Here is a 22,957-nt window from a genome sequence, read left to right as displayed (position 1 = left end):
CCGTCATGACGCCACAAGGGCATGGGATCCGCTGATTCCGTGCCCTTGCCTTTGCGCGGTCAGGCCCCCTGGCTGCACAGTGGCCGGGGTAGGGCGCCTTCCAGCAGCTGGTTGATGTGCCGGTCCATCCAGCCCGGCTCGTCCAGGGGGCTGAAGCGGATCAGCAAGCGGGTGTAGAGGGCGCCGTACATCGCCTCCACCAGCGTTTCCACATGCAGGTCGGCCCGGAACTCGCCGTTGCGCTTGCCCCGTTCGATGATGTCGCGCAGGCGCTGGCGCCGCGGTTCAACCACCTTTTCATGATAGACTTTCAACGTGGCGGGGTCGTTCTGCCCCGCCAGCACGATGCTGGCCACGACCCGGCCGGTCGCGCCGGCGAAGCTGCGGGCGATGCCATCCAGCACCGTGCGCAGGTCGGCGACGGCCGACGCGGTGTGGGGAATGGGCACTGTCAGCTCCGCATGGGCAAGCAGCGCCTCCATGGCCAATGCCCCCTTGCCGGGCCACCACCGATAGATGGTTGTTTTCGCGGTGCCGGACCGGGCGGCCACCCCCTCGATGGTGAACCGCTCCAGGCCGTTCTCCTCCAGCAGCTGGAAGGCCGCGTCCAGAATGGCGTCCCGTGCCTGGTCAGATCGGGGCCGCCCCGGCCCCCGCATGGCTGCTTTATCCGTCACCCTCTCTCCTCGCTCTCGCAATGAAGCCCCGATTATTAAGCCGGCCCTGTTGTTCAGGCCGGTCTGTGACGCGTGCCGCTGGTCCCGAACCGCTTGTCGAGGTGCTCCAGCCGCAGGTTCGACACTACCTTACACTTACGAAACGGACCATAGCGAAATGGTCCTTCCCGTCGACCTTCCGGTCTGTTCCCTGGTCCCCCCTTCCAGGGGGCGGCTGGGCTCCGGCCGTCCTTGCGGGGACCGGATATGGTGAGAGTAGCGGTGAGCGGCGTGGTAAAGAAGTCTTCCGTGAAAGTATTGGTCGGCGACGTCGCCGCCTTAGCGCTTTTTGGCGGGGTGGGCGTTGGCGCGAATTATTATTGGAAGACCGGTCGATTCCTCGAATCGACCGACGACGCGTAGATTCAGGCCGACTATACGAAGGTGGCGCTCAAGGTTCACGTGCGGCGCCGGTCCAGGCCAAGACTGACGTGGCCACGGCCGAGGCCGACAATATCCCCCATCAGGTTCCTGGTGAGAGCCCGCACAGGCCTGACGCCGTTGCCCCTTGCAAACGGGGGCGGCCCGGCGGTCTCATGGCAGGGGGCTGTTCCGGCCCCGCCGCACAGGTCTTGACCCCGTCCATGACCGATCCGTCGCCATTGCGCATCGTTCCCTTCCGGCCGGTCCAGGATGTGCCGGTGGTGCGGGCCCTGTTCATGGAATATTTGGCCTCCCTTGGCATCGACCTGTCCTTCCAGGATGTGGCGGCGGAGCTGGCTGGCCTGCCGGGCAAGTACGCGCCGCCGGCGGGGGCCTTGCTCCTCGCCTGGGGCGAAGGAGAGCGGGCATTGGGTTGCGTCGCCCTGCGCCCCCTGGGCGATTCCGGGGATGGCGAGATGAAGCGCCTGTACGTCCGCCCCGCCGCCCGGGGGCGGGACCTGGGCCGCCAACTGGCGGTGGCCGTCATCGACCAGGCGCGGGCCGCCGGATACCGCCGCCTGCTGCTGGATACCCTGGCGCCCATGCGGGCGGCGCAAAGGCTCTACGCCTCCCTGGGCTTCCAGCCCACCGCGCCCTATTACGACAACCCGCTGCCGGGCACCCGCTACATGGCGCTGGACTTGACGGCCGGTTTGTCGACCAGCCTATGAACGGATTCGGTGGTCCTGGCCACCACCTGCCCCCGGGGAAACGGGGTATGCCAGGTCACGGTGTCGCACCCTCCTGTTGCGGCCCGCCGTCGCGCTTCTCCGCCGCGACAGGATCGGGCTTGTGCATCAGTGATAGCGTCACATCCGCGTCCTTCACCGAAAGTCTAGGGTCGCCCATGACGAAAGGCATATCTGTGCGGCATCGGGGCCAACGTTGCCCGCTGGCTGCGTGCATCGCCCCCCATGGGCGCGACTGGAACTGCGGTGAAAGGTCATGAGCCCGGTCGTTCTAGGCGGGGCGGCCCCCTCGGACGTGACCGTGATCATCCCCGGCGGCCCCGGCCCGTTGCCGTGGCTGGCGGAGGCCTGGCGCACGCGCCGCATCGCCCTGATGCTGGCCCGGCGCAGCCTGAAGGCCCGTTATCGCCAAACCTGGCTGGGGGCGGGGTGGGCCATCCTGCAGCCGCTGCTGCTGATGGTGGTCTACTGGGGCATTTTCGGCCGGCTGCTGGGCGTGCCCACGGGCGGCGATATCCCCTATCCGGTTTTCGCCTTCACCGGGCTGGTGCTGTGGCAGTTCTTCTCGCGGGCGCTGACGGATGCCAGCGCCAGCATCCTGCACCAGGCCCATTTCGTCACCAAGGTCTACTTTCCCCGCGTGCACATGCCCTTGGCATCGCTGATGGTGGCCGCCGTCGATGCCGCGGCGGGCCTGGTCTGCCTGGTGGTGTTGCTGGCCGTTTTCCAGATCTGGCCCCAGGCGCGCTGGCTGTTGCTGCTGGGGCCCCTGGCGTTGCTGTTGGTCACCGGGGCGGGGGCCGCGCTGTTCCTGTCGGCCTTGGTGCTGCGCTTTCGGGACGTGGGTCATCTGCTGCCGCTGACGACGCAGGTGCTGATGGTCGCCGCACCGGTGATTTATCCCGCCCGGATGATTCCGGGGGCGCTGGGCACCCTCTACCGCCTGAACCCGATGGTGACGGTGATCGAGGGCGCGCGCGCCGCGCTGCTGGGCACGCCGGCGCCGGACGCCCTGCCCGCGGCCGTGTCGGTGGTGTTGGCGTTGGGGCTGCTGTTCCTGGGTTTGCGCCTGGTACGACGGACGGAGCCCGCCATGGCTGATTTGATCTGAATGGGGGGCTCGCGCCATGACTCTGCACATGTTTGATCGCCTGTCGGTGGCCGACCGGCCGGTCGCCCCGCTCCGTGTCGCCGCGTCCGTGCCGCCCCTGGCGGTGGAGGTGCGGCATCTGTCCAAGCGCTATGGCGGCGGCGGGCGTGGCGGCATGATTTATGACCTGCTGGCCGGCCGGCGGGCGTCGGCGCCGGAACCCGGCGGCTTCTGGGCGCTGGACGACGTCAGCTTCACCGTACCCCAGGGCGGGGTGATGGGTATCATCGGCCGCAATGGCTCGGGCAAGACGACGCTGATGCGCATCCTGTCGCGCATCACCGCCCCCACCAAGGGTGAGGCGCGGGTGCGCGGGCGGGTGGGCGCCCTGCTGGAAATCGGCTCCGGTTTTCATCCGGAACTGACCGGGCGGGAGAACATCGATTTCAGCGGCGCCATCCTGGGCATGACCCAGGCCGAGGCGCGCGAGGCGGTGGACGCCATCATCGACTTCGCGGAAATCACTGATTTCCTGAACACGCCGGTGAAGCACTATTCCATCGGCATGTACATGCGCCTGGCCTTCGCCGTCTCCGCCCACATCCGCAATGAGGTGCTGCTGTTGGATGAAATCCTGGCCGTGGGGGACGAGCGGTTCCAGGACAAGTGCCGCCACCGTATCAAGCAGCTGTGCGGCGAGGGCCGGACCGTTCTGATCATCAGCCATACCAGCGCCCTGCTGGAGGAAACGTGCGATAGCCTGCTGGTGCTGGACAAGGGCAAGGTCGCCTTCCACGGCGACCCTTACGCCGGCATCGACTTCTATCACCGCGACATCCTGCGCCTGGCCCCGGGCGGCCGCCTGGGGGCGGACGGACGGCCCTATCGCGCATCCATCAAGGTGGGGCGTGTCCGGGGCTGGCGGCGGGCGCGGCAGGGATAGGCGACAGGGGCCGGTCCCTCGGCCCCGCATCCGTCGCATGCCCGCCGGGCGCGGCCGGACGCGTTGGAAAGGTTGCCTCCTGGGCCAGATAGTTTTAGAAATTGGCCCCAGTCAGGTAACAATCTTTCAGGATCTGGTCCGTGCCCCAGCTTCGTTCCCGCACCACCACCCATGGCCGCAACATGGCCGGCGCCCGCGGCCTGTGGCGTGCCACCGGTATGACGGATGCCGATTTTGGCAAGCCCATCATCGCCATCGCCAATTCCTTCACCCAGTTCGTGCCCGGCCACGTGCACCTGAAGGATCTGGGCCAGCTGGTGGCGGGCGAGGTGGTGGCGGCCGGCGGCGTGGCCAAGGAATTCAACACCATCGCGGTCGACGACGGCATCGCCATGGGCCATGCCGGCATGCTGTACAGCCTGCCCTCGCGCGAGGTCATCGCCGACGCCGTGGAATACATGGTCAACGCCCACTGCGCCGACGCCCTGGTCTGCATCTCCAACTGCGACAAGATCACGCCCGGCATGCTGATGGCGGCGCTGCGCCTCAACATTCCCACCGTGTTCGTCTCCGGCGGCCCGATGGAGGCCGGCAAGGCCCCGGTGCATGGCGAGATCCGCTCTGTCGACCTGATCGACGCCATGGTGGCCGCGGCCGACGACCGTGTCAGCGATGCCGAGGTGGAGGCCCTGGAACAGAACGCCTGTCCCACCTGCGGCTCCTGCTCCGGCATGTTCACCGCCAATTCCATGAACTGCCTGGTGGAGGCGCTGGGCCTGGGTCTTCCCGGCAACGGCACCGTGCTGGCCACCCATGCCGACCGCAAGGCCCTGTTCCTGCGGGCCGGCCGCACGGCGGTGGAAATCGCCAAGCGCTGGTACGAACAGGACGACGCCAGCGTCCTGCCCCGCAACATCGCCACGTTCGAGGGGTTTGAGAACGCCATCGCGCTCGACATCGCCATGGGTGGTTCCACCAACACGGTGCTGCACCTGCTGGCGGCGGCGTATGAGGGCGGGCTGGACTTCACCATGGCCGACATCGACCGCATGTCGCGCCGCGTGCCCCACCTGTGCAAGGTGGCGCCCTCTTCCGCCACCGTGCATATCGAGGACGTGCACCGCGCCGGCGGCATCATGGGCATCCTGGGCGAACTGGATCGTGCCGGCCTGCTGCATCGCGACGTGCCCACCGTGCACGCCCCCACCATCGGGGCGGCGGTGGACCGCTGGGACATCACCCGCGCCAACGACGCCGACATCGCCGAGTTCTACGCCGCCGCCCCCGGCGGCGTGCGCACCACCCAGGCCTTCAGCCAGGCTTCGCGCTACACCAGCCTGGACCGTGACCGGGTCGGCGGCATCATCCGCAACAAGGAAAACGCCTTCAGCCAGGACGGCGGCTTGGCCGTGCTGTACGGCAACCTGGCGGTCGACGGCTGCATCGTGAAGACGGCGGGCGTGGACCCGGCGGCCCTGACCTTCACCGGTAAGGCCCGCGTGTTCGAAAGCCAGGACGACGCGGTTTCGGCCATCCTGGGCAACCGCGTGGCCGCGGGCGACGTCGTGCTGATCCGCTACGAAGGCCCGCGCGGCGGCCCCGGCATGCAGGAAATGCTGTATCCGACCAGCTATCTGAAGTCCAAGGGCCTGGGCAAGGTCTGCGCCCTGGTGACGGACGGCCGCTTCTCCGGCGGCAGTTCCGGCCTGTCCATCGGCCACATCTCGCCCGAGGCGGCCGAAGGCGGCACCATCGGCCTGGTGGAGGAGGGCGATCGCATCGTCATCGACATCCCCAACCGCAGCATCCACCTGGACGTGGAGACTGTGGAACTGGACCGTCGCCGCGACGCCATGAAGGCCAAGGGCGCCAAGGCGTGGAAGCCGGTGGCCCGCGACCGCAAGGTTTCCGGCGCGCTCAAGGCCTACGCCTACTTCGCCACCTCCGCCTCGCGCGGTGCCGTGCGCGACACGTCGGGGATTTGAGGGCGGTGATCAGCGGCATGAGCTGGACGCTCATGCCGCTGTGGACATTGGGGCCCCGGGCGGGGCCCCTTGGCGCGGGAGGGCTCAGCCCTCCCCATCGCCCCAGACCAGGAACAGGCCAACGTCGCCGGGGATGCCGTTGGGGAAATCCAGCACACGGGCGGTCAGGCTGAAGCCTTCGGGCTGAAGTTCGCGGTGCCAGCGCTGGTAGATCTCGGCCGCCTCGCCCCGCAGGGTGCGCGGCCAATCCGGTTCGGGCACGTTGATGGCGCGGGCGCCGTCACTGCACAGTTCCGCCGGGAAGCGCAGCAGCAGGAATTCCTTCTCGCCTCGCGCCGCCGCGTCGTGCGCCCCTTCCAGCAGCTTGTGCCAGCCATGGTCGGCCACGTGATGGTCGATCAGCTCCTTCACCTTTTCCTGCCGGCGGACCAGCGCCTCCTTGCGCTGGCTGGCCAGTTGGCGCGCCTTGTCGTCGTGGAAGCTGCCCACCAAATGGCGGAAGTCGGCGGCGCTGAACAGCGGCTCATGCGCGGGTTCGGCTGTCCGCTGCGCGGGGGGCGCCTTCTTCTCCGCGCGATGGAAGAAGCCGGTGTGGGTCGTTTCCTTGGCGGGCTCTTCGGCCGCCAGCACCTTCAGCAGGTCGGCCCGGGACACGATGCCCACCAGCGACCCTTCCAGCACCACCGGCACCCGCTTGATGCCGTGGGTGATCAGCAGGCGGGCGATCTCCCCCGTGTCGGTGTTGATGTCCACGGTGATGACCGGGGCGGCCATCACGTCACGGGCCGTGCGCTCCCGCTTCTGCGCGTCGGCAAGATAGCCGGGGGGCAAGGGCTCCCCTTCCGCGACCAGGGCTAGCCACCAGTCGCGCCGGGCCTCGTGGGCGGCGCGGGCCTCCTCACGGTCGATCAGGTCGCCTTCGCTGACCATGCCGATGACGCCGCCACGGCCGTCCACCACCGGTGCCGCGCTGATGCCCCGATCCAGCAACAGGGCGGCGATGCGGCTGACCGGCATGTCGGGCGTCAGGGTCAGCACATCGGCTGTCATCACGTCGTGGGCGCGCATGGGGCGGGCTTTCCTCTCACGATGGGTCTGTGTGGGAAGAGATAACCCGATGAAAGGGCGCACGTCTTTGCGCTGCATCACAGCGTCGGGCGGCTTTCCCCTACGTGCCGCCCGTCCTGTCCCAAGGGGAAGCTGGCGGTGGCCAGGGGCCTCAAGGCTGGGCTGTGGCCGTCAGGTCCACGGTCACCGCCACATCCAGCGCCACCGACCGTCCCTTGCTGAACAGGCCGTGACCGCCAACGTCATAGTCGGTGCGCACCAGGTCCAGGCGGCCCACGGCGTGGGCCGTGCCGCCGGTGACGTCCAGCGTGAACGGCAGGGTGACCTGCTTCCGGATGCCGCGGATGGTCAGCGTGCCCACCGCTTCGTAGCGGTTGCCCTCGACCGCGCGGAAGGTCGTGGCCTCGAACACCGCGTCGGGGAAGGCCTGGACGTTAAACCAGTCCTCGCCCGGCAGGGCCTCGTCCTTCTCGGCGTCGCCGATCACGGCGCTGCCCATGGCGATCGTCACCCGGGCATGGCCGGTGGCGGGCGTGGCCGGGTCGAAGTCGATGGTGGCGTCCCAATGACCGAAGTGGCCGGTGAATTCCTGGTCGCTCTGATGGCCGACGAAACCCAGGTGGCTCTGCGCCTTGTCGATCGTCCAGGATGCGGCGCTGGCGGAGGTGGACAGAAGGGTTGTGGCGAGGGCGGCGGCCAGAACGGTCAGGCGCGGGGTCATGGGTACGGTCTCCAGGGGAACGCTCGAATGGGGCTCCCGGAACAATAGTCGACCGGCCCTCCTCGGTATCTGCGACGTCGCGTAGCATACAGCGTAAACAAAAAGGCCCCGGTCGCATCGCGCCGGGGCCATCTTGTCTTTGCAACGGATGATATTTACAGCGTTACGGCCTACTTGGTGGTCGCCGTCAGGTCAAGGATGACGCTGACATTAAGCGCCACCATCTGGCCGGTGCTCCATGCGCCCTGGCCCACGCCGTAGTCGGTGCGCACCAGGTCCAGCTTGCCCACCGCGTGGGCCTTGCCGCCGGCCACGTCCAGCGTGAAGGGCAGGACCACGTCCTTTTTGATGCCCCGGATGGTCAGAGTGCCCACGGCTTGATACTGATTGCCGCCCCCGCTGGCGGGACCGACCGATTTGAAGCTGGTGGCCTCGAACACCGCCTTGGGGAAGGCCTTGGTGCTGAACCAGTCGGCTTCGGGCAAGGACTGGTCCTTCTGCACGTCGCCGGTCTTGGCGCTGGCCATGTCAATGGTCACGGTGGCGTGGCCGGCGGTGGGGTTGGCGGGGTCGAAGTCGATGGCGGCGTCCCAGCGGCTGAACTGGCCGCTGAAGGCGGCACCGCTCTGGCTGCCGGTGAAGCCCAGCTTGCTGTGGGCGGTGTCGACCGTCCAGCTGGCGGCGGACGCCGGGCCGGCGGCCAGAAGCGCGGCCAAGACGGCGGCCCCCAGGGAGGCCCCGAGGGCGGCGGCGGGGCGGGCGAGGAAATTCATGGGGAAGAAACCTCTATCTTGGGGCCGTCTTACGCCCGGCGCCCGAAACGGGGCACCATGCGCAGCAGCACATCGTCCTTGACCAGGAAGTGATGGCGCAGCGCCGCCAGGGCGTGGACGACGACCAGGGACACCAGGATCCAGGCGGCCAACTCGTGCGCTTCCGACACCACGTCGTTGAAGGGCGCCTTGTTTTCCAGGTCGGCCAGGATGGGCATGTGGGGGAAGGGGATCACGCCGTACAGCACGGTCGGGATGTTGAATTTCGAGGTGGAGACCACCGCCCAGCCGGTCAGCGGCATGCCCAGCAGCAGGGCGTACAGGCCGGCATGGCCCAGATGGGCGGCCGCCTTCTCCCACACCGGCATGTGCGCCGGCAGGGGCGGCGGCCGGTGGGCCAGGCGCCAGGCCACCCGGAACAGGGTCAGGGCCAGCACGGTGATGCCCACCGACTTGTGCAACTGGTACAATTTGAACTGGTCGGGGGAGCCGGGCGGCAGCGACGTCATCGTCCAGCCCATGATCAACAGGCCCAGGATGGCGATGACGGTCAGCCAGTGAACCAGAATGGCCACACCGTTATAGCGCGCCGATACGGTCATGTCCGGCTTCCCCCTTTAGTCTCGATGCGCGAAGGATACTATGATTACTGGGCGCGGTCGAACTCGGCGCTGATGACCAGCTCCACATCGTCGCTGATGGCCGGCACGTAGGTGCTGATGCCGAATTCCGAACGCTTCAGCGTGGTCTTGGCGTCGAAGCCGACGACGTAGGCCTTGGTCATCGGGTTGGTGCCGCCGCCATGCAGCGTGGCGTCCAGGGTCACCGGCTTGGTGACGCCGTGCAGGGTGAGGTCACCGGTGATCTTGCCCTTGCCGGCGCCGGTCACGTCGATCTTGGTGGCCTTGAAGGTGGCCTTGGGGAACTGGGCGGTGTCCAGGAAGTCCTTGGAGTTCAGGTGCTCGTCCAGCTTCGGGTTGGTGGTGGCCAGGCCCGCCACGTTGATGGTGACGTCCAGCTTGCTCTTGGCCGGGGCCTTGGCGTCGAAGTCCAGCGTGCCTTCCAGGTCCGGGAAAGCGCCGTAGTAGGTGGAGAAGCCGAAATGGTTGACGGAGAACACGACCTTGGCGTGGCTCTTGTCCAGGGTGAAGTGGCCGCCTTCGACCTTGCTGGCGTCGTTGGTCGCCTGGGCCAGCACGGTGGCGGGGGCGGCGGCCAGCAGGGCGGCCAGCATCAGGGCGGGAATGCGCTTCATGGGATGTTCCTCAAAGTGGAAGGCTGGCCGGACGGCCGGGCGGTGGGAAGGGGGCGCCAACCGCCACCCGTTATCGGGGTGGGGCGGGCGGTACGGGCTTAATCTAAGTCGCGACGCGGTTTCCCACAATCAAGGTCACTTGGAATTCATTGTTCCATTCAGCGCACCAATAATGCCTCGGCTGCAGCGATTTTACACATAGAGCGGGGGTTTTGCCTGGGCGGCAAAGGGCGTAGGGTCGGCGCCGTGCCCGCGCAGGCGGGCTCCACCGGGGCGCGCGCTGGCGCCCGTCCTGTCCCGAAGGAAGGCTTGATGACCGACAGAACCCCTGCCTTTAAAGCAGCCTTGGCCCTGGCGGGCGCGCTGGCCGCGCTGAGCACGGCCGCCCAGGCGCACAATGGTCCGGCGCCCAAGGGCATGGAAAAATGCTACGGTATCGCCAAGGCGGGTGAGAATTCCTGCGCGTCGGCGGCCGGCACCCATGATTGCGGCGCCCTGTCCAAGGTGGACTATGACGGGCAGGAGTTTGTCGACGTGGACAAGGGCAAATGCCACGCCTTGGGGGGCAAGTTGAAGCCTTTCAAGGGCGTGGGCAAGGCGCCCAAGGAGCTGCCACCCAAGACCTCGACGCACGATTAACCTGGCTGGCGCCCATGGATATCACTGCGTCCCCTGCCGCATCCCCAGCGGGTGCCGCCGCCGTGACCCTTCCCCGCCAGGCGGGGATCGGCCTGCGCCATCCCCATGTGCCCGCCTTCCTGGCCGATGACCGGCCGGACGTCGCCTGGCTGGAGGTGCACAGCGAAACCTATCTGGTGGACGGGGGGCCCCGCCTGGCGGCGCTGGAGGCCATACGGGAACAGTATCCCCTGTCGTGCCATGGGGTGGGGCTGTCGCTGGGCGGTGCCGGCGGGCTGGACGCCCGGCACCTGGCCAATCTGCGCCGTCTGTATGACCGCCTGCAGCCGCGGCAAATCTCTGACCATCTGGCCTGGACCGGCACGCCTGGCGTCTATCTGAACGACCTGCTGCCCCTGCCCCTGACGGCAGAGACGCTGGCGGTGGTGACGGCCAACGTGACCCGGGCGCAAGAGGCGCTGGGCCGCCGGCTGCTGGTGGAAAACCCCTCCCTCTACATGCCGCTGACCCTGCCACCCGGGGTGGAGGCGATACCGGAACCGCGATTCCTGGGGGAACTGGCGGCGCGCACCGGCTGCGGCCTGCTGCTGGACGTGAACAACGTGGTGGTCTGCGCCCATAATCTGGGCTTTGACCCTGCTGCCTACCTGGCGGATTTCCCCCTGTGGGCCGTGGGCGAAATCCATGTGGCCGGCCACCGGCGCGAAGCCTTCGCCCCCTGGGTCGGGCCGGACGCGGACGCCGGCGGCGTGGTGCTGATCGACGACCACGGCAGCCGGGTGTCGGACGGGGTGTGGGATCTGCTGGCCGGGGTGCTGGCCCGCACCGGCCCCCTGCCGGTGCTGGTGGAATGGGACATGGACCTGCCGCCGTTGGAGGTGCTGTTGGCCGAGGCGGCGCGGGCCCAGGGTCTGCTGGATAGGATGGCCCGTCATGCTTGAGGCCTTTCAGGCGCAGATGCGGCGGGCGTTGCTGGCCCCTGTCGGGGCGGACGTGGATCTCGCCGCCGGCCCCGTGGCGGCGGCCCGGTTGAAGATTTACCGCGCGAACGTCCAGCAATCGCTGGCGGAGGCGCTGGCCGCCGCCTTTCCCGTCACCCTGCGCCTGATGGGCTTACCGGCCTTTCGCGCGGCGGCGCTGGACTTCGCGCGCGGCCACCCGCCCGACCGGCCGCAGCTGGCGGCCTATGGCGGTGGCTTTCCCACGGCGCTGCTGCCCCTTGATGCTGGCGCCGCCGACATGGCGCGCCTGGAATGGGCGGTGATGGAGGCCTATTTCGCCGCTGACGCCCCCGCACTGACAGCGGAGCGGCTGGCGGCCTTCCCCCCGGGCGACTATGCCCAGCTGCGCTTCACCCCCCACCCCGCCGCGCGGATCGTGTGGCTGAGCCATGCCGTCTTATCCCTGTGGCGGCGGGCTCAGGAGGATGAGGTGGCGGCGCTGTCCCCGCCCGACGCGGAGGCGGAGGAGGTTCTGGTGCTGCGGCCGGCCGATGGCATCGCCTGTATCTCGCTGCCGCCCGGGGCCGCCGCCGCCATCCAATCCCTGCTGGATAGCGAACCCTTGGCCGCCGCCGCCGCCGCCGGCCTGGCGGTCGATCCCGGGCTGGACTTGCAGGACATGCTGCACATGCTGCTGGCCCAAGGGGCGCTGGCCGGCGCCGCGCTCTAGCGGCCCCGCCGCGCCAGCGCCAGCCACAGTCCCCCGCCCAGCGCGGACAGCAGCGATCCGGTGAACACGCCCAGCTTGGCCTCGCTCGCCAGCCCCGCGTTGGGGAAGGCCAGGCCGGCGATGAACAGGCTCATGGTGAAGCCGATGCCGCACAGCAGGCCGATGCCGTACAGCGTGCGCAAATCCACCTGGGCCGGCAGGCGGGCCAGCCCCAGGCGCAGGGCGGCCAGGGTGAAGGTGAAGACGCCCAGCTGCTTGCCCACGAACAGGCCCAATGCGATCCCCAAAGGCACGGGGTCCAGCAGATTGGTCCAGTCCAGGCCCTGGAAGCTGACGCCGGCGTTGGCGAAGCCGAACAGGGGCAGGACGCCGAAATAGACGACGGGGTGCAGCCCCCCCTCCAGCCGGTGCAGCGGGGAGCGGCCCGCCGCCTCATCCTCCTCCGATCCCAGGGGAATGGTCAGGGCCAGCAGCACGCCCGCCATGGTGGCGTGCACGCCGGAGCGGAGCACCGCCACCCACAGCGCCAGCCCCACCACCAGGTAGGGGGTCAGGCGGCGCACCCCCAGGCGGTTCATGCCCACCAGCACGGCCAGCGCCCCGGTGGCCAGCCCCAGATCCGGCCACGACAGGCCGCCGCTGTAGAACAGCGCGATGATCAGGATGGCGGCCAGGTCGTCGAAGATGGCCAGTGACGACAGGAACAGGAAGGCGGAGCGGGGCAGGCCGCGCCCGAAGGCCGACAATGCCGCCAGGGCGAAGGCGATATCGGTGGCGGCCGGCGTGGCCCATCCGGCCAGGGCATCGGCATGGCCCCGGTTGATCGCGACATAGATCAGTACCGGGAAGAGGACACCGCCCAGGGCGGCGATGCCCGGCAGGGCGATCTGCGCCGGTGACGACAGGTCACCGCCCACCATCTCCCGCTTGATCTCCAGCCCCACCAGCAGGAAGAACAGCGCCATCAGCAGATCGTTCACCCACTGCTCGACCGACAAGGCGACGGGGCCGACGCCCAGCGGCAGGTGCAGCAGGTGGAAATAGCCGGGACCCCATGCCGAATTGGCCACCGCCAGCCCCGCCACCGACAGGGTGAGCAACAGGATCTCACCCCAATTGTCCAGGGCCAGAAAACGCTCCACCCGATAGTGGACGTGGCGGACCAGGGATTTGATCATGACGGGGATTACCAGGGCTTGGGTGCGACCATCGGTTCCACTCTAAGGGTGGGACGCGTCGATTGCCACCCAAGTTGGCCGCCAAGGCGATCCAGGCTTGAGGACCCAGCTCAGTGGTGCCGGGCGCTCATCACCGCGAAGCGCCAGGATTTGAAGGCGCAATCCACGTCGGCCAGGCCGGCCTCCGCCATCCACATCAGCTGTTCGCCCAGGGTGGCGCAATGGTCCTGGCGCAGGCGGTCGCGCGCCCGGGACAGTTCCACCGCCGGCACGCCCAGGTCGCTGGCCTCCGCCTGCCACAGGCGGTCGTACTGGCTTTCCACCTCGGCGGTGGGGCCCAGCACATGCTCCGCGCTGATGAACAGGCCGCCCGGCGCCAGCACCTGGTTGATGCGGCCATACAGGTCGCGCTTGGCGCTGTGGTCGAGGTGATGGATGGCGAAGCTGGAGATGACCAGATCCCAGGGGCCGGCCAGATCGGCCTGCTCCAGTTCCGCCAGCGCGAAGCTGACGCGGGGGTCGCCGGCGAAGCGGCGGCGGCTTTGCTCCAGGGCGGCCGGCGTCTCCTCGATCAGGTGCAGATGGGCATGGGGCAGGCGGCCACGGACGAGCGAGGCGAACAGCCCGCCACCGGACCCAAGGTCCAGCACGCGGGGTCGGGTCGGCGCGCTCCAGTCGTCGATCAGGGTCAGGGCCGCGCCGTAGAAGGCGTCGAAACAGGGGACCAGGCTTCGCTGCAGCGCATCATTGCGCCCGGTTTCCAATAGGCTCGCACGGGCTGACACGGGTGCCGCCATCCTGCTGTCCTCCTGCTGTCACGGCGCCGATGCGGCGCGCAAAACCCAATCTGCGTCTGATGTTTTCCCGGCGTTTTAAGGGCCTGTCATCAAAGCGTAGCGCATTTGGTGACGCTTACCATAGGCCATGAGTGGTTAAGAATTCATTGGTTTGCGGCGCAACATTTCATTTCCATAAAAATGCCGCCAAACCAGGGACTTGATATATCGAGAAAACGCGATATACCGAAGTCTCCGTCATCCGCCAATCACCCAAGGCTACTCCATGGATACCGCGACACCCGCCCAGACCGCCTCCGCCGACGCGACTCCGGCCGCCTCTCCCGTCAACGCGGCGGTGGCCCCCTTGTTCCAGCCTTTCGCCTTTGGTCGGCACATCCTGGCCAACCGGGTGGTGATGGCCCCCATGACCCGGAGCAAGTCCCCGGGTGGTGTGCCCACGGATGAGGTCGTGGCCTATTACCGCCGCCGGGTGCAAGGCGGCGTGGGCCTGCTGATCACCGAGGGCACGTATGTCAACCATCCCGGCGCCAACGGCTATCCCCAGGTGCCGGCCTTCCATGGCGCGGCCGCCCTGGAGGGCTGGCGGCGGGTGGTGGAGGCGGTGCACGCGGAAGGCGGGCGCATCATCCCCCAGCTGTGGCATGTGGGTGTCGCCCGGCGCGCGGGCGTGGAGCCCGACGCCTCGGTGCCCGGCTATGGCCCCTCCGCCATCGTGGAGAACGGGGTTGAGGTGGTGCGGGCCATGAACCAGGCCGACATCGCCGCCGTCATCGCCGCCTTCGCCCAGGCGGCGGCGGACGCGGAGCGCCTCGGCTTCGACGGGGCGGAGCTGCACGGCGCCCACGGCTACCTCATCGACGACTTCTTCTGGGAAAAGACCAACCAGCGCACTGACGCCTATGGCGGCAGCCTGGAGAACCGCGTGCGCTTCGCGGTGGAGCTGGTGCGGGCCGTGCGCGCCGCCGTCAGCGCCGATTTCCCCATCGTCTTCCGCTTCTCGCAGTGGAAGGGCGGTGACTACGCCGCGAAGATCGCCCAGACGCCGGAGGAATTGGGCCGCATCCTGGTACCGTTGGCCGAGGCCGGGGTGGACGTCTTCCACGTCAGCACCCGCCGCTATTGGGAACCGGCCTTCGACGGCGGCGATGAGACGCTGGCGGCGCTGACCCGGCGCCTGACGGGCAAGCCGGTCATCGCCGTGGGCAGCGTGGGCCTGGCCGACGCCTTCAACGTCGGCATGTTCGCCAACCGCGATGCCTTCGAGGTGCGGCCCGCCGACGTGGACCAGGCGGCCCAGGCCCTGGCGCGCGGTGATTTCGACCTGCTGGCCGTGGGCCGGGTCTTGCTCAGCGATCCCGATTGGGCCATCAAGGTCCGTGACGACCGCGTGGGCGAGGTGATCCCCTTCGACCGCGCCTCGCTGGACCGGCTGGTGGTGTGATAGGGGGCCGGGGAGGGCATCGCGGTCCTCCCCGGCTTCGCATGGTATGGGTGGATGTCGACGTCATGGATGTGGAAGCGATCCTGAAGGCCCTGGCCAATCCGGTCCGGCGCGACATCCTGATGTGGCTGAAGGATCCCGCCACCCACTTCGCCCCCCAGCCGGACGGCTTTCCCCTGGACCGGGGCGTCTGCGTCAGCCGCATCCTGGAAAAGGCCGACCTGTCGCAATCCACCGTTTCCACCTACCTCGCCATGCTGCAGCGGGCGGGCCTGCTGACCTCCGACCGGGTGGGGCAGTGGACGCTCTACCGCCGCAACGAGGCGGTGATCAACGAGTTCATGAGCACCTTCGGCAAGCAGCTGTGCCAGATGCTGAAGCGGGGGGACTATCCGGGCGGCGGGGACTGACACCGCCTAGCCAGCGATCGCCGCCGGCCCTTGCCAGTCCGGGTGGGATCGGCGGTAGGCGGTCATCGCCGCGTCGAACTTCTTGTCGCAGCTGTCGATGGAAACCGTTTCGGACCAGGCGACACTGGACCGGCGTTTGTCCAAATCGGGGCGCAGTTCGATGTATTTGATGGCGCTGTTCGTGCGGCAGGCCATGTTGGCATACGCGTTAAGCCAGTAGTCGCTCTTGGGATAGCGCTTCAGCAGGGCGTCAAACCCGGCCATCAATCGGCTCCCCAATATGTCGTTTTTCTCGACGACGTCGTAGTCGTCGTCTTCCAGGGTGGCATAGGACCAGTAGAGCCGGGCGAGCAAGGCGTCGCGTTCGCCCTCCGGCGCCGCTGCCACCACCTCCTGGATGAAGTGGTCGACATCCGCGGCCGACCCGCCCCAGCGCGGCATGAGGGCGCGCAGCATCTGGCGGTGCAGCTCATAAAAGTGTGGAAACTTGGCGTTTCCTTCATTGAACAAGGTGCGTGTCTTTGCCGCTTCGCTACCGTCGCTCACTGACAGTTGCATGGACTGCGCGTACCAGGCGGGCAAGTCCTTGGCGCGGTCCCTGATGTCCTCCAGCGCCACGGCGGTCATGTACTGGCGGAACTCGAAGACGGCCATGGCCTGACCGCTGACCATGTTGGCGGTGCCATGGCCTCGGGCCCACCAGGCCCAGATGGACAGCAACTCCGCTTCCGCCAGATCCGGATAGATGGATTGGGGATAGGCCCGGCGCCAACCGGCGATGCGGGCGAACTGTGCGTCGATGTCCAGGCCTTCATAGTCGAAAAGATCATTCAGGCCACCCAATACCCCCTGCAGTCGTGATCCCCCATCCGGCAAGTCGCCGATGGTGCGCAGGCCATCGGCCATCATCGCCTCCAGCGCGGCGTAATCCCCTTTCCGCAGGGCTCGCTGGGCGGCGCAGCCGGCGGCGTCACGCAGGGCGGGGCCGTCGTCCCTGGCGTCCGTGGCTTTTGGCGTGCGGCCGAACACTTCCGGGCCATGGATGCAATCGGCGCCGCCGGACCGCACAAGATCGCGGATGTACGTCACCAGCGTGTTGTTGGACAGGGCCGCCGGGCGATGGGCCATCGCCGCTTGCATGCTCCGCCACTGCAGGCGTGCGGCCAGGCGCTGGTTCTTCTGGTTCAGGTCCTGGAACTCCAGGGCATGGCTGTTGTCGTTCGCCTTCAGGGCGACGACCAGCTTCCTGGCCCAGGTCAGCCGGTTTTCCGTGTATTCCAATGTCTCGGCGCCGGCGCGTGCCTGATCGGGTGGCAGCAGCAGCTTCTCCTGCCGCAGGCGGTCGGCCATCTTTTGCCAGGCGGGCACCACCTCGCTTTCAAAGGCGGCCGCCCCATCCGCCACGCTCAGGGTCCCGCCGCCCAGCCGGGATGCCAGTTCCGCCCACCGCCGTTCCGCCGCCGCGTTGTCCCGCGCCAGGTCCTGGTGGGACTGCCAATACTGTTCCAGCGGGCTCAGGCGCGCGCCGTCGTTGCGCGCCCGCAGGATGCCGGCCGTGGTGGTGACGATCAGCAGCGCCACCGCGAGGCCGGCTGCCACCGGTCGTAGCCGGGCTTGGCCGTTCTCCGCCAAGGGTTGGGCCAGGATCAGGCCCAGGGCCAGCCCGGCCAACAGTCCGCCAACGTGGGCGGCGTTGTCGATGCCGGTCTGCATCGCTCCGTTGGTCAGGCTGAACAGAACGAACACGCTGGTACTGAGCCAATGGGCACGGAACACGGCGCGTGGCAGGCGGGTGCGCCGCTGGGACAGATAGGCCACGAACAGGCCGAACAGACCGAAAATGGCGCCTGAGGCGCCGGCGCAGACGCGGGCGGGGTCCCAGATCACACTGGCCAAGCCGCCAAGCAGGCCCGTGGCCAGGTACAGGGCCAGGAACAGCCAGCGGCCGTATAGCCGTTCGGTCAGGCGGCCCACGTTCCACAGGGCCCACATGTTGACGATCAGGTGCAGGGGGTCCAGGTGCATGAACAGCGCCGTGAACAGGCGCCACCATTGTCCATTGGCGGTCATGACGCCAAAGTTGCCGCCCCAGCTGACCAGGGACTGAAGGTTGAAGCCGGAGAAGCCGCCGCTGGCCCAGGCCATCGCGGCGTAGGCCAGGATGTTGATCAGCACCAGGGCCACGGTGACCCAAGGGCCGCCGGCGGCCTCCATGGCCCGGTCGAACTGGCGCACCGCCGCCCAGCTGTCGTCGAAGCCCTCGGTTCGTGTGGCGGGCAGGGCCCGTGCGATGGCCTGGGCATCCGCCGCCGACCCGGCGCGGAAGGAATAACGTCCTGCGCCCAATCCTATGGCCGCCAGCAGGCTGGACCCGCGATCCTGGTCGAACTGCACCAGTGTGCCGTCGGTACCGACATTGCGAATGGCGCCACTGGGAATGGCGCGGGTGGCCTGCAAAGGCACGCCCAGCCAGGTGCGCCGCCGCCCGTGCAGGACGAGGCCCTCATCGTTGATCTCCACCGACCCGGCGCCGTACAGGGGTTGGTGCCGCCGCACGGCTTCCAGCCAGCCCGGAAGACCGTCTCGACGGGTCAGGCGCACCATCCAGCGACCAGCCTTGGCTCCCGGGGACGACTGGGCATTGTCCACCGTATCGGCCGATGCGCCGCGTCGCGCCATCTCCGCCAACAGGTTGGCGTGGTTCAATGGCGAGGCGTTGGGGTCGAGGAAGTGCTGCAGGTCGTGCAACTGGGCGTCGGAGTAGCCGGAAAAGTCGATCAGGCCATCTTGCGTGCCCGGCGCCCTTGGCGTGGACCCCACGTCTTCCCCCATCCCCGCCGCCAATCCGGTGCCACCCCCCTGGGGCGCCGTCCGGCAAGCCTTTAATTACAAAACAAATTATTTATGCGCGCCAGGCCATTGCAAGCCATTTTCATCAAGCTGCGGATCCGAAGGCGCCTACCCCCGTCAGCGGTGCAGCCAGAACCGCTCGAACAGGTACAGCGCCCCCGCCCAGGCCAGCACCATGGCCATGGCGTGATGCTTCATGAGGCGTGGGAACTTGTGCGCCGACAGCAGGATGAGCACCGGCACGCCGGCCACCGCCAGCGGCATCAACAGCCACACCAAGCCTGGCGCGGCATCGCCCTGGGCGCTGTCGTTGGCGGCCACCACCGTCAGGAACAGGGCGGGGAAGATCGCCAGACAGCCGCCGACGATCAGCAGCGGACCCAGGATCCAGAGGGCGGCTTTGCAGAGTTTATCGAGGCGGGTCATGGAAGGGCGGCGTGGTTGGTGGGGCGATGGGGTCCCTCTATGGCACCGAACGCCCTGGAAGGGGAAGGGGCGCCGCGCGTCACACCCGCTCCACCGTCCCCTCCCGCACACCCGGCGGCAGCGCCACGCGCACCCAGGCCGCTTCGCCGGTCACCGTGAACAGACCGCCGCCCGTCACCTGATAGCGCCCCTTGGGCAGGCCGCGCAGGCGCAGGGCGGGAGGGTGGCGCTGCGCCTCGCCGTCCAGGGTCAGGCGTAGGCGGGCGTCGGCGGGGTGCCAGGCGAGGCCGGCGTCGGCGGCAAGGCGGGCGCCTTGCACCTCCAGGTCCAGGCGCTGGCGGGCCAGGCGGGCGTGCAGGCGGCGGCGCACGCCGTCGCGCGGGCTGATCGTCAGCCAGCCGTCCCTCTCGTCCAGGGTGCCGCCGAAGCAGACGCGGCCGAAGATGGCATCGTCGCTGACCAGGGTGGCGGCCATGCGCAGGGCGCCGCAGAAGCCCAGGTCGCTTTCGCTGGAATAATACCAGCTGCCCCGGTGGTGGGGCTGGCCCAACCAGGTGGTGCCGACGGCCGAGGGCTCGAAGCCGCCGCCGGACGCGCCGTCATTGGCCTGGCCGGGGTACCAGTAGCCGTAGTCGCTGTCCGCCGTGCCGCTGTTGACCAGGGCCCAGGCGCTCAGGAACGAGGTCGCGGCCAGGCGCAGGCCCGGCCGCGCGTCGTCGGCGTCGTTCAGGGCGTGGTCCAGGATGGCCCAGCCGCCCATCTGCGCCATATAGGTCAGGGTGAAGGCGTCGCCGCCGGCGGCGCGGTAGTCGCTGCCCAGGTAATAATAGGCGGGCTCGATGACGCCGCGGCAGAACAGGTTGGCGGCGATCTGCGCGTCGGAAAAGCGCCGGGCGGCGGCATGGCCGACAGGGAAGCCCGGCTGGCCGGCATGGTCCAGGGCATAGCGCGCCAGGGCCTGGGTGGATTCGAAGCCGGTGGAATCGAAGGGGTATTCCGACCCGAACAGGTCGGGCCCGCCGTTGACGAAGAAATCGACCTTGCGCACCCAATGGCCGCGCAGCTCCGCCGCCTTGGCGGTCTCGCCCGCCGCCTCCAAGGCGTCGATCAGCTCGGGGATCACCACCTCGTTATAGAAGCCGGTCTCATACGCGCTCCATTCCGCGATCTTCAGCGGGATGGTGAACAGGGCGCGGGTGGTGCCGAACGCCCGCTCCAGGTATGTGGCGGCATCCAGCCGGGTGGTGATGCCGGGATGGCGGGTGGCGACGCGGTAGAGGCCCAGGTACATCGCGATGATGTGCGGGTAGTCGTAGGGGCGCCAGTAATGCTTGCGGCCCTTGGGGCCGGGGTCGTCGCTGTCGCGGTTCTTCTTCCAGTCGGGAATGCCGTAGAGGGCGTAGCTGTCCTCCTCCTCCGTCGTGCGCTGCAGTCCGCCCCAGACGAAATGCTCGACGTAGTAATCCAGGGCCGCCACCTCCGCCTGCACCGGATGCTCGGCGTTCTTGGTTGCCAGATAGGCCGGTTTGCTCAGGCCCGGGTCGTCGCAGGTGACCTCATAGATGCGCCAGCCGGTGATGCGGTCGTAATTGTCGGGACCCAGCAGGGCCCCGGTCTCCATGTTCCATTCCGCCAGCAGGCCGTTGTACCACTTGGCCGGGTCGCGGTGCTGGTGGCTGGCGATGAAGGCCGCGCGTTTCTTGACCAGGGTTTCCACGGGTTCGGTGGCGAAGAACTCCAGGCGCGTGGCGCGGCCGGCGCCGTGGCGGATGGTGATGAGGTTCTCGCCCAGGCGGCGGAAGCGCAGCTCGTAGATGTGGCGGCCGTTGCGGCTGCCCAGCGGGATGATGGTGGTCTGGTCCGGGAACTCCGCCTCCACCGCGTCGATGGGGTCCTGGCTGCGCAGGGCGATACGCCCGGCCAGGTCGGTGGGCAGGGTCATGCCCTGCGCCACCTCCACATCCACCCCGCCCTGGGCCACCAGGGTATCGCGCACGCCGGCATAATCGGCGGCCCAGCGGAAGCGGGCGCCGAAGCGGCGGGCCTCCCCCGGCGCCAATGTCAGGCTGGTCAGCGGCTGGCGCCAGCGTCCACCGGCCGCGCGCAGGGCGTCGCCGGCGGCGGCGGCATGGATGAAGACGCGATAGGGCCGGTAGGCGTGCTCGGGACTGTCGGAGTCCTGCTTGGCGCCCTGGCGGGGCTCCCAATACTCCAACTGCGTCTCCCGTTCCGGCGTCATCACCAGATAGGGGCCGACGCTGTTGGAGCGCATCCAGAACAGGAAGGAGCCGTGGCCGGAGATGAAGCTGTGTTTCAGCACCGACGACGTCGCCGGCTGCTTGGCCTTGAACTCGGTGTTCAAGGGCAGGGGCAGGGCCAGGTCGCCGATCTCCAGCGCGGCACCCGCGCGGTTGGTGAGGGCGATCTGCCAGGCGAGCGCGCCGTCCTCCAGCCCCATTCGCAGGGTCAGGCCCAGCGCCGGCCCGGCCTCATCGGTGATCTCATACGCGGCGACGCGGTCTTCGGTGTGATGGTGGGGCGGGCGGGCGGGCGTCAACCCGGCCGTGTCCACCGTGCGCCACGGCGCGCCGCCGTCGCGGCGATAGGCCAGGGTGACATGCCCCAACGCCTGGCCGGGCTCCAGATAGTCGGTGTCGAAGGCGTCGCCGGCCGCCCGCAGGCTGGTCAAGGCCGGTCCGTCGCCGGAGAAGCGCAGGGCGAAGGCGGCGTCAGAACCCGTGGGCGCCTTGTTCCGCGCCATGGCCTGGGCCGGTCCGGCCAGCAGGGCGCCGGCGCCCAGGCCACCGGCGGCCAGCATGATGTCGCGCCGCCGCGGGCCCGTGACGGACCCCTTGCTCGATTGCTTCATTACCCCGAGGACCCCTTACCGCCTGTATCCGCCAGCCCTCTTGGATGGGGCCGATAATTGGATACAATATACAGAACAGCGGTAAGGGGGAAGAGGGTAGGCCGGGAGGGTCTTAGCGGGCCGGGCCGCCCCACTCATACCGCCGCGCCAGCGCCATGAATTCCCGCAAGGCGGGGGAATGGCGGCGGCCGGCGACGCTGGCCAGGCTGACGGTGCGGGACAGCTCGGGCTCGATCAGGGGGCGGGTGGCGATGCCGGGCAGCATGGGCAGGAATTCCGGCATGACGGCGCAGCCCAGGCCGGCCAGGATCATGGCCTGGATCCAGTCCTCCCGCTCGCTCTCGTAACAGACGCGGACATCGGCCGGGTCGGGGATGCCCAGCGTGTCGAAATACTGCGAATATTCGCAGTTCACCCGGTTCAGGTAATCCTCCTGGTCCAGTTCCTTCAACGGCACCGCGTCCATGGCCTCGAAGCGGTGGCCGGGGGCGAAGGCCACGGTGTAGCGTTCGCGATACAGGGGCCGGGCCTCCACCCGGTCCGGCAGGTCGGGGATGCCCAGAAGGGCGCAATCCAGCTCCCCTTCCATCAGCAGGGTCAGCACCTCGCGCCCCGGCGCGTCGCGCAACCCCACCTCCACCGAGGGTAGGGCGGTGCGGAAGCGCTTCAGGAAGCCCACCAGGCGCGTGGCGCCGATGGTGCACATGACGCCCACCCGCACCCGGCCCTTTTCCAGCGTGCCGAAGCTGCGCGCCTCCAGCTTGGCGGACTCGCTGGCGTGGAACACCGCTTCCAGGTGCGGGCGCATCAGGCGGCCCAGGTCGGACAAATGGGTCAGGGTGCGTTCGCGCACGAACAGCGGCCCGCCCAGCTCCTCCTCCAGCTTCTGGATGGCCTTTGTCAGCGAGGGCTGGGCCACGCCACAGGCCTCCGCCGCCTTGGTGAAGTTCAAGGTTTCACACAGCGCCACGAAGTAGCGCACCTGGTTCATTTCCATGGGAAGGCTATTG

21 protein-coding genes are annotated in these 22,957 nt (G+C 68.5%); 9 read left to right on the top strand and 12 right to left on the bottom strand.

The genetic code is table 11. From position 1 onward, the window contains the following. Nucleotides 1–59: 59 nt before the first annotated feature. Complete coding sequence (locus tag FHS74_RS16360; RefSeq protein WP_184802466.1) at nucleotides 60–677, bottom strand: TetR/AcrR family transcriptional regulator C-terminal ligand-binding domain-containing protein; 618 nt, start codon at nucleotides 675–677, stop codon at nucleotides 60–62. Nucleotides 678–1,300: 623 nt separating this feature from the next. Between FHS74_RS16360 and FHS74_RS16355 the strand changes: the two genes are divergently transcribed. From FHS74_RS16355 to ilvD, 4 genes are all read left to right on the top strand, one after another. After that, entirely contained in the window at nucleotides 1,301–1,810 is a 510-nt protein-coding gene (locus FHS74_RS16355; RefSeq protein WP_184802464.1) for a GNAT family N-acetyltransferase, read from the top strand. Between the two features lie 274 nt (nucleotides 1,811–2,084). After that, the gene (locus tag FHS74_RS16350) at nucleotides 2,085–2,939 is read left to right on the top strand and encodes an ABC transporter permease (RefSeq protein WP_184802462.1); all 855 of its coding nucleotides are present in this window, start codon (nucleotides 2,085–2,087) and stop codon (nucleotides 2,937–2,939) included. A 16-nt stretch (nucleotides 2,940–2,955) separates the two neighbouring features. Beyond that, a complete protein-coding gene (locus FHS74_RS16345; RefSeq protein ID WP_184802460.1) occupies nucleotides 2,956–3,861 on the top strand; it encodes an ABC transporter ATP-binding protein in 906 nt (301 codons plus the stop codon). A 140-nt stretch (nucleotides 3,862–4,001) separates the two neighbouring features. Next, nucleotides 4,002–5,846: a dihydroxy-acid dehydratase gene (gene ilvD / locus FHS74_RS16340; protein WP_184802458.1), complete on the top strand. Its 1,845-nt coding sequence runs from the start codon at nucleotides 4,002–4,004 to the stop codon at nucleotides 5,844–5,846. A gap of 84 nt (nucleotides 5,847–5,930) precedes the next feature. Here ilvD and FHS74_RS16335 read toward each other — a convergent pair whose 3' ends face one another. The 5 genes from FHS74_RS16335 to FHS74_RS16315 all read right to left on the bottom strand — a co-directional run bounded on the left by FHS74_RS16335 (nucleotide 5,931) and on the right by FHS74_RS16315 (nucleotide 9,663). Then, nucleotides 5,931–6,914 carry a CBS domain-containing protein gene (locus tag FHS74_RS16335; protein ID WP_184802456.1) on the bottom strand — a complete coding sequence of 328 codons (984 nt, stop codon included), beginning with the start codon at nucleotides 6,912–6,914 and terminating at the stop codon, nucleotides 5,931–5,933. A 151-nt stretch (nucleotides 6,915–7,065) separates the two neighbouring features. After that, nucleotides 7,066–7,635: a YceI family protein gene (locus FHS74_RS16330; protein ID WP_184802454.1), complete on the bottom strand. Its 570-nt coding sequence runs from the start codon at nucleotides 7,633–7,635 to the stop codon at nucleotides 7,066–7,068. A gap of 170 nt (nucleotides 7,636–7,805) precedes the next feature. After that, nucleotides 7,806–8,408 (bottom strand): YceI family protein, encoded by a 603-nt coding sequence (locus FHS74_RS16325; protein WP_184802452.1) that lies wholly within the window; start codon nucleotides 8,406–8,408, stop codon nucleotides 7,806–7,808. Nucleotides 8,409–8,437: 29 nt separating this feature from the next. Next, complete coding sequence (locus FHS74_RS16320) at nucleotides 8,438–9,010, bottom strand: cytochrome b (protein WP_184802450.1); 573 nt, start codon at nucleotides 9,008–9,010, stop codon at nucleotides 8,438–8,440. A 44-nt stretch (nucleotides 9,011–9,054) separates the two neighbouring features. Continuing rightward, entirely contained in the window at nucleotides 9,055–9,663 is a 609-nt protein-coding gene (locus tag FHS74_RS16315) for a YceI family protein (protein ID WP_184802448.1), read from the bottom strand. 312 nt (nucleotides 9,664–9,975) lie between these two features. On the opposite strand from FHS74_RS16315, the gene FHS74_RS16310 reads away from it, so the two are divergent. The 3 genes from FHS74_RS16310 to FHS74_RS16300 are packed head-to-tail and all read left to right on the top strand — an operon-like array spanning nucleotide 9,976 to nucleotide 11,973. Continuing rightward, nucleotides 9,976–10,302: a BufA1 family periplasmic bufferin-type metallophore gene (locus FHS74_RS16310; protein WP_184802446.1), complete on the top strand. Its 327-nt coding sequence runs from the start codon at nucleotides 9,976–9,978 to the stop codon at nucleotides 10,300–10,302. Between the two features lie 14 nt (nucleotides 10,303–10,316). Then, nucleotides 10,317–11,243 carry an MNIO family bufferin maturase gene (gene bufB / locus FHS74_RS16305; protein ID WP_184802445.1) on the top strand — a complete coding sequence of 309 codons (927 nt, stop codon included), beginning with the start codon at nucleotides 10,317–10,319 and terminating at the stop codon, nucleotides 11,241–11,243. After that, on the top strand, nucleotides 11,236–11,973 hold the full coding sequence (locus FHS74_RS16300) for an HvfC/BufC N-terminal domain-containing protein (protein ID WP_184802443.1): 738 nt from the start codon (nucleotides 11,236–11,238) through the stop codon (nucleotides 11,971–11,973). Before bufB ends, FHS74_RS16300 begins: the two co-directional genes overlap by 8 nt. Here the strand turns inward: FHS74_RS16300 and nhaA are convergent. Then, the gene (gene nhaA, locus FHS74_RS16295; protein WP_184802441.1) at nucleotides 11,970–13,151 is read right to left on the bottom strand and encodes a Na+/H+ antiporter NhaA; all 1,182 of its coding nucleotides are present in this window, start codon (nucleotides 13,149–13,151) and stop codon (nucleotides 11,970–11,972) included. The genes FHS74_RS16300 and nhaA overlap by 4 nt on opposite strands. Nucleotides 13,152–13,261: 110 nt before the next feature. Beyond that, complete coding sequence (locus tag FHS74_RS16290) at nucleotides 13,262–13,936, bottom strand: methyltransferase domain-containing protein (protein ID WP_211106349.1); 675 nt, start codon at nucleotides 13,934–13,936, stop codon at nucleotides 13,262–13,264. A 277-nt stretch (nucleotides 13,937–14,213) separates the two neighbouring features. Here FHS74_RS16290 and FHS74_RS16285 point away from each other — a divergent pair, with 277 nt between their 5' ends. Continuing rightward, complete coding sequence (locus FHS74_RS16285; RefSeq protein ID WP_184802437.1) at nucleotides 14,214–15,392, top strand: NADH:flavin oxidoreductase; 1,179 nt, start codon at nucleotides 14,214–14,216, stop codon at nucleotides 15,390–15,392. A 65-nt stretch (nucleotides 15,393–15,457) separates the two neighbouring features. Next, nucleotides 15,458–15,802: an ArsR/SmtB family transcription factor gene (locus FHS74_RS16280; protein ID WP_184802435.1), complete on the top strand. Its 345-nt coding sequence runs from the start codon at nucleotides 15,458–15,460 to the stop codon at nucleotides 15,800–15,802. Between the two features lie 6 nt (nucleotides 15,803–15,808). On the opposite strand, the gene FHS74_RS16275 is transcribed toward FHS74_RS16280, so the two are convergent. The 4 genes from FHS74_RS16275 to FHS74_RS16260 form a co-directional block, all read right to left on the bottom strand. After that, nucleotides 15,809–18,622, bottom strand: a complete 2,814-nt coding sequence (locus FHS74_RS16275) for a rhomboid family intramembrane serine protease (RefSeq protein ID WP_184802433.1) — start codon at nucleotides 18,620–18,622, stop codon at nucleotides 15,809–15,811. Nucleotides 18,623–18,769: 147 nt separating this feature from the next. After that, on the bottom strand, nucleotides 18,770–19,078 hold the full coding sequence (locus tag FHS74_RS16270; RefSeq protein WP_184802431.1) for a hypothetical protein: 309 nt from the start codon (nucleotides 19,076–19,078) through the stop codon (nucleotides 18,770–18,772). Between the two features lie 79 nt (nucleotides 19,079–19,157). Next, nucleotides 19,158–21,947 (bottom strand): DUF5695 domain-containing protein, encoded by a 2,790-nt coding sequence (locus FHS74_RS16265; protein ID WP_184802429.1) that lies wholly within the window; start codon nucleotides 21,945–21,947, stop codon nucleotides 19,158–19,160. A 112-nt stretch (nucleotides 21,948–22,059) separates the two neighbouring features. Then, nucleotides 22,060–22,944 (bottom strand): LysR family transcriptional regulator, encoded by an 885-nt coding sequence (locus FHS74_RS16260; RefSeq protein WP_184802427.1) that lies wholly within the window; start codon nucleotides 22,942–22,944, stop codon nucleotides 22,060–22,062. Nucleotides 22,945–22,957: the final 13 nt, after the last annotated feature.

The sequence above is a fragment of the Nitrospirillum iridis genome (assembly GCF_014205765.1).
GTDB lineage: Bacteria > Pseudomonadota > Alphaproteobacteria > Azospirillales > Azospirillaceae > Nitrospirillum > Nitrospirillum iridis.
Note: the sequence above shows the minus strand (reverse complement) of the source record. Positions and strands in the feature narration are given on the sequence as shown.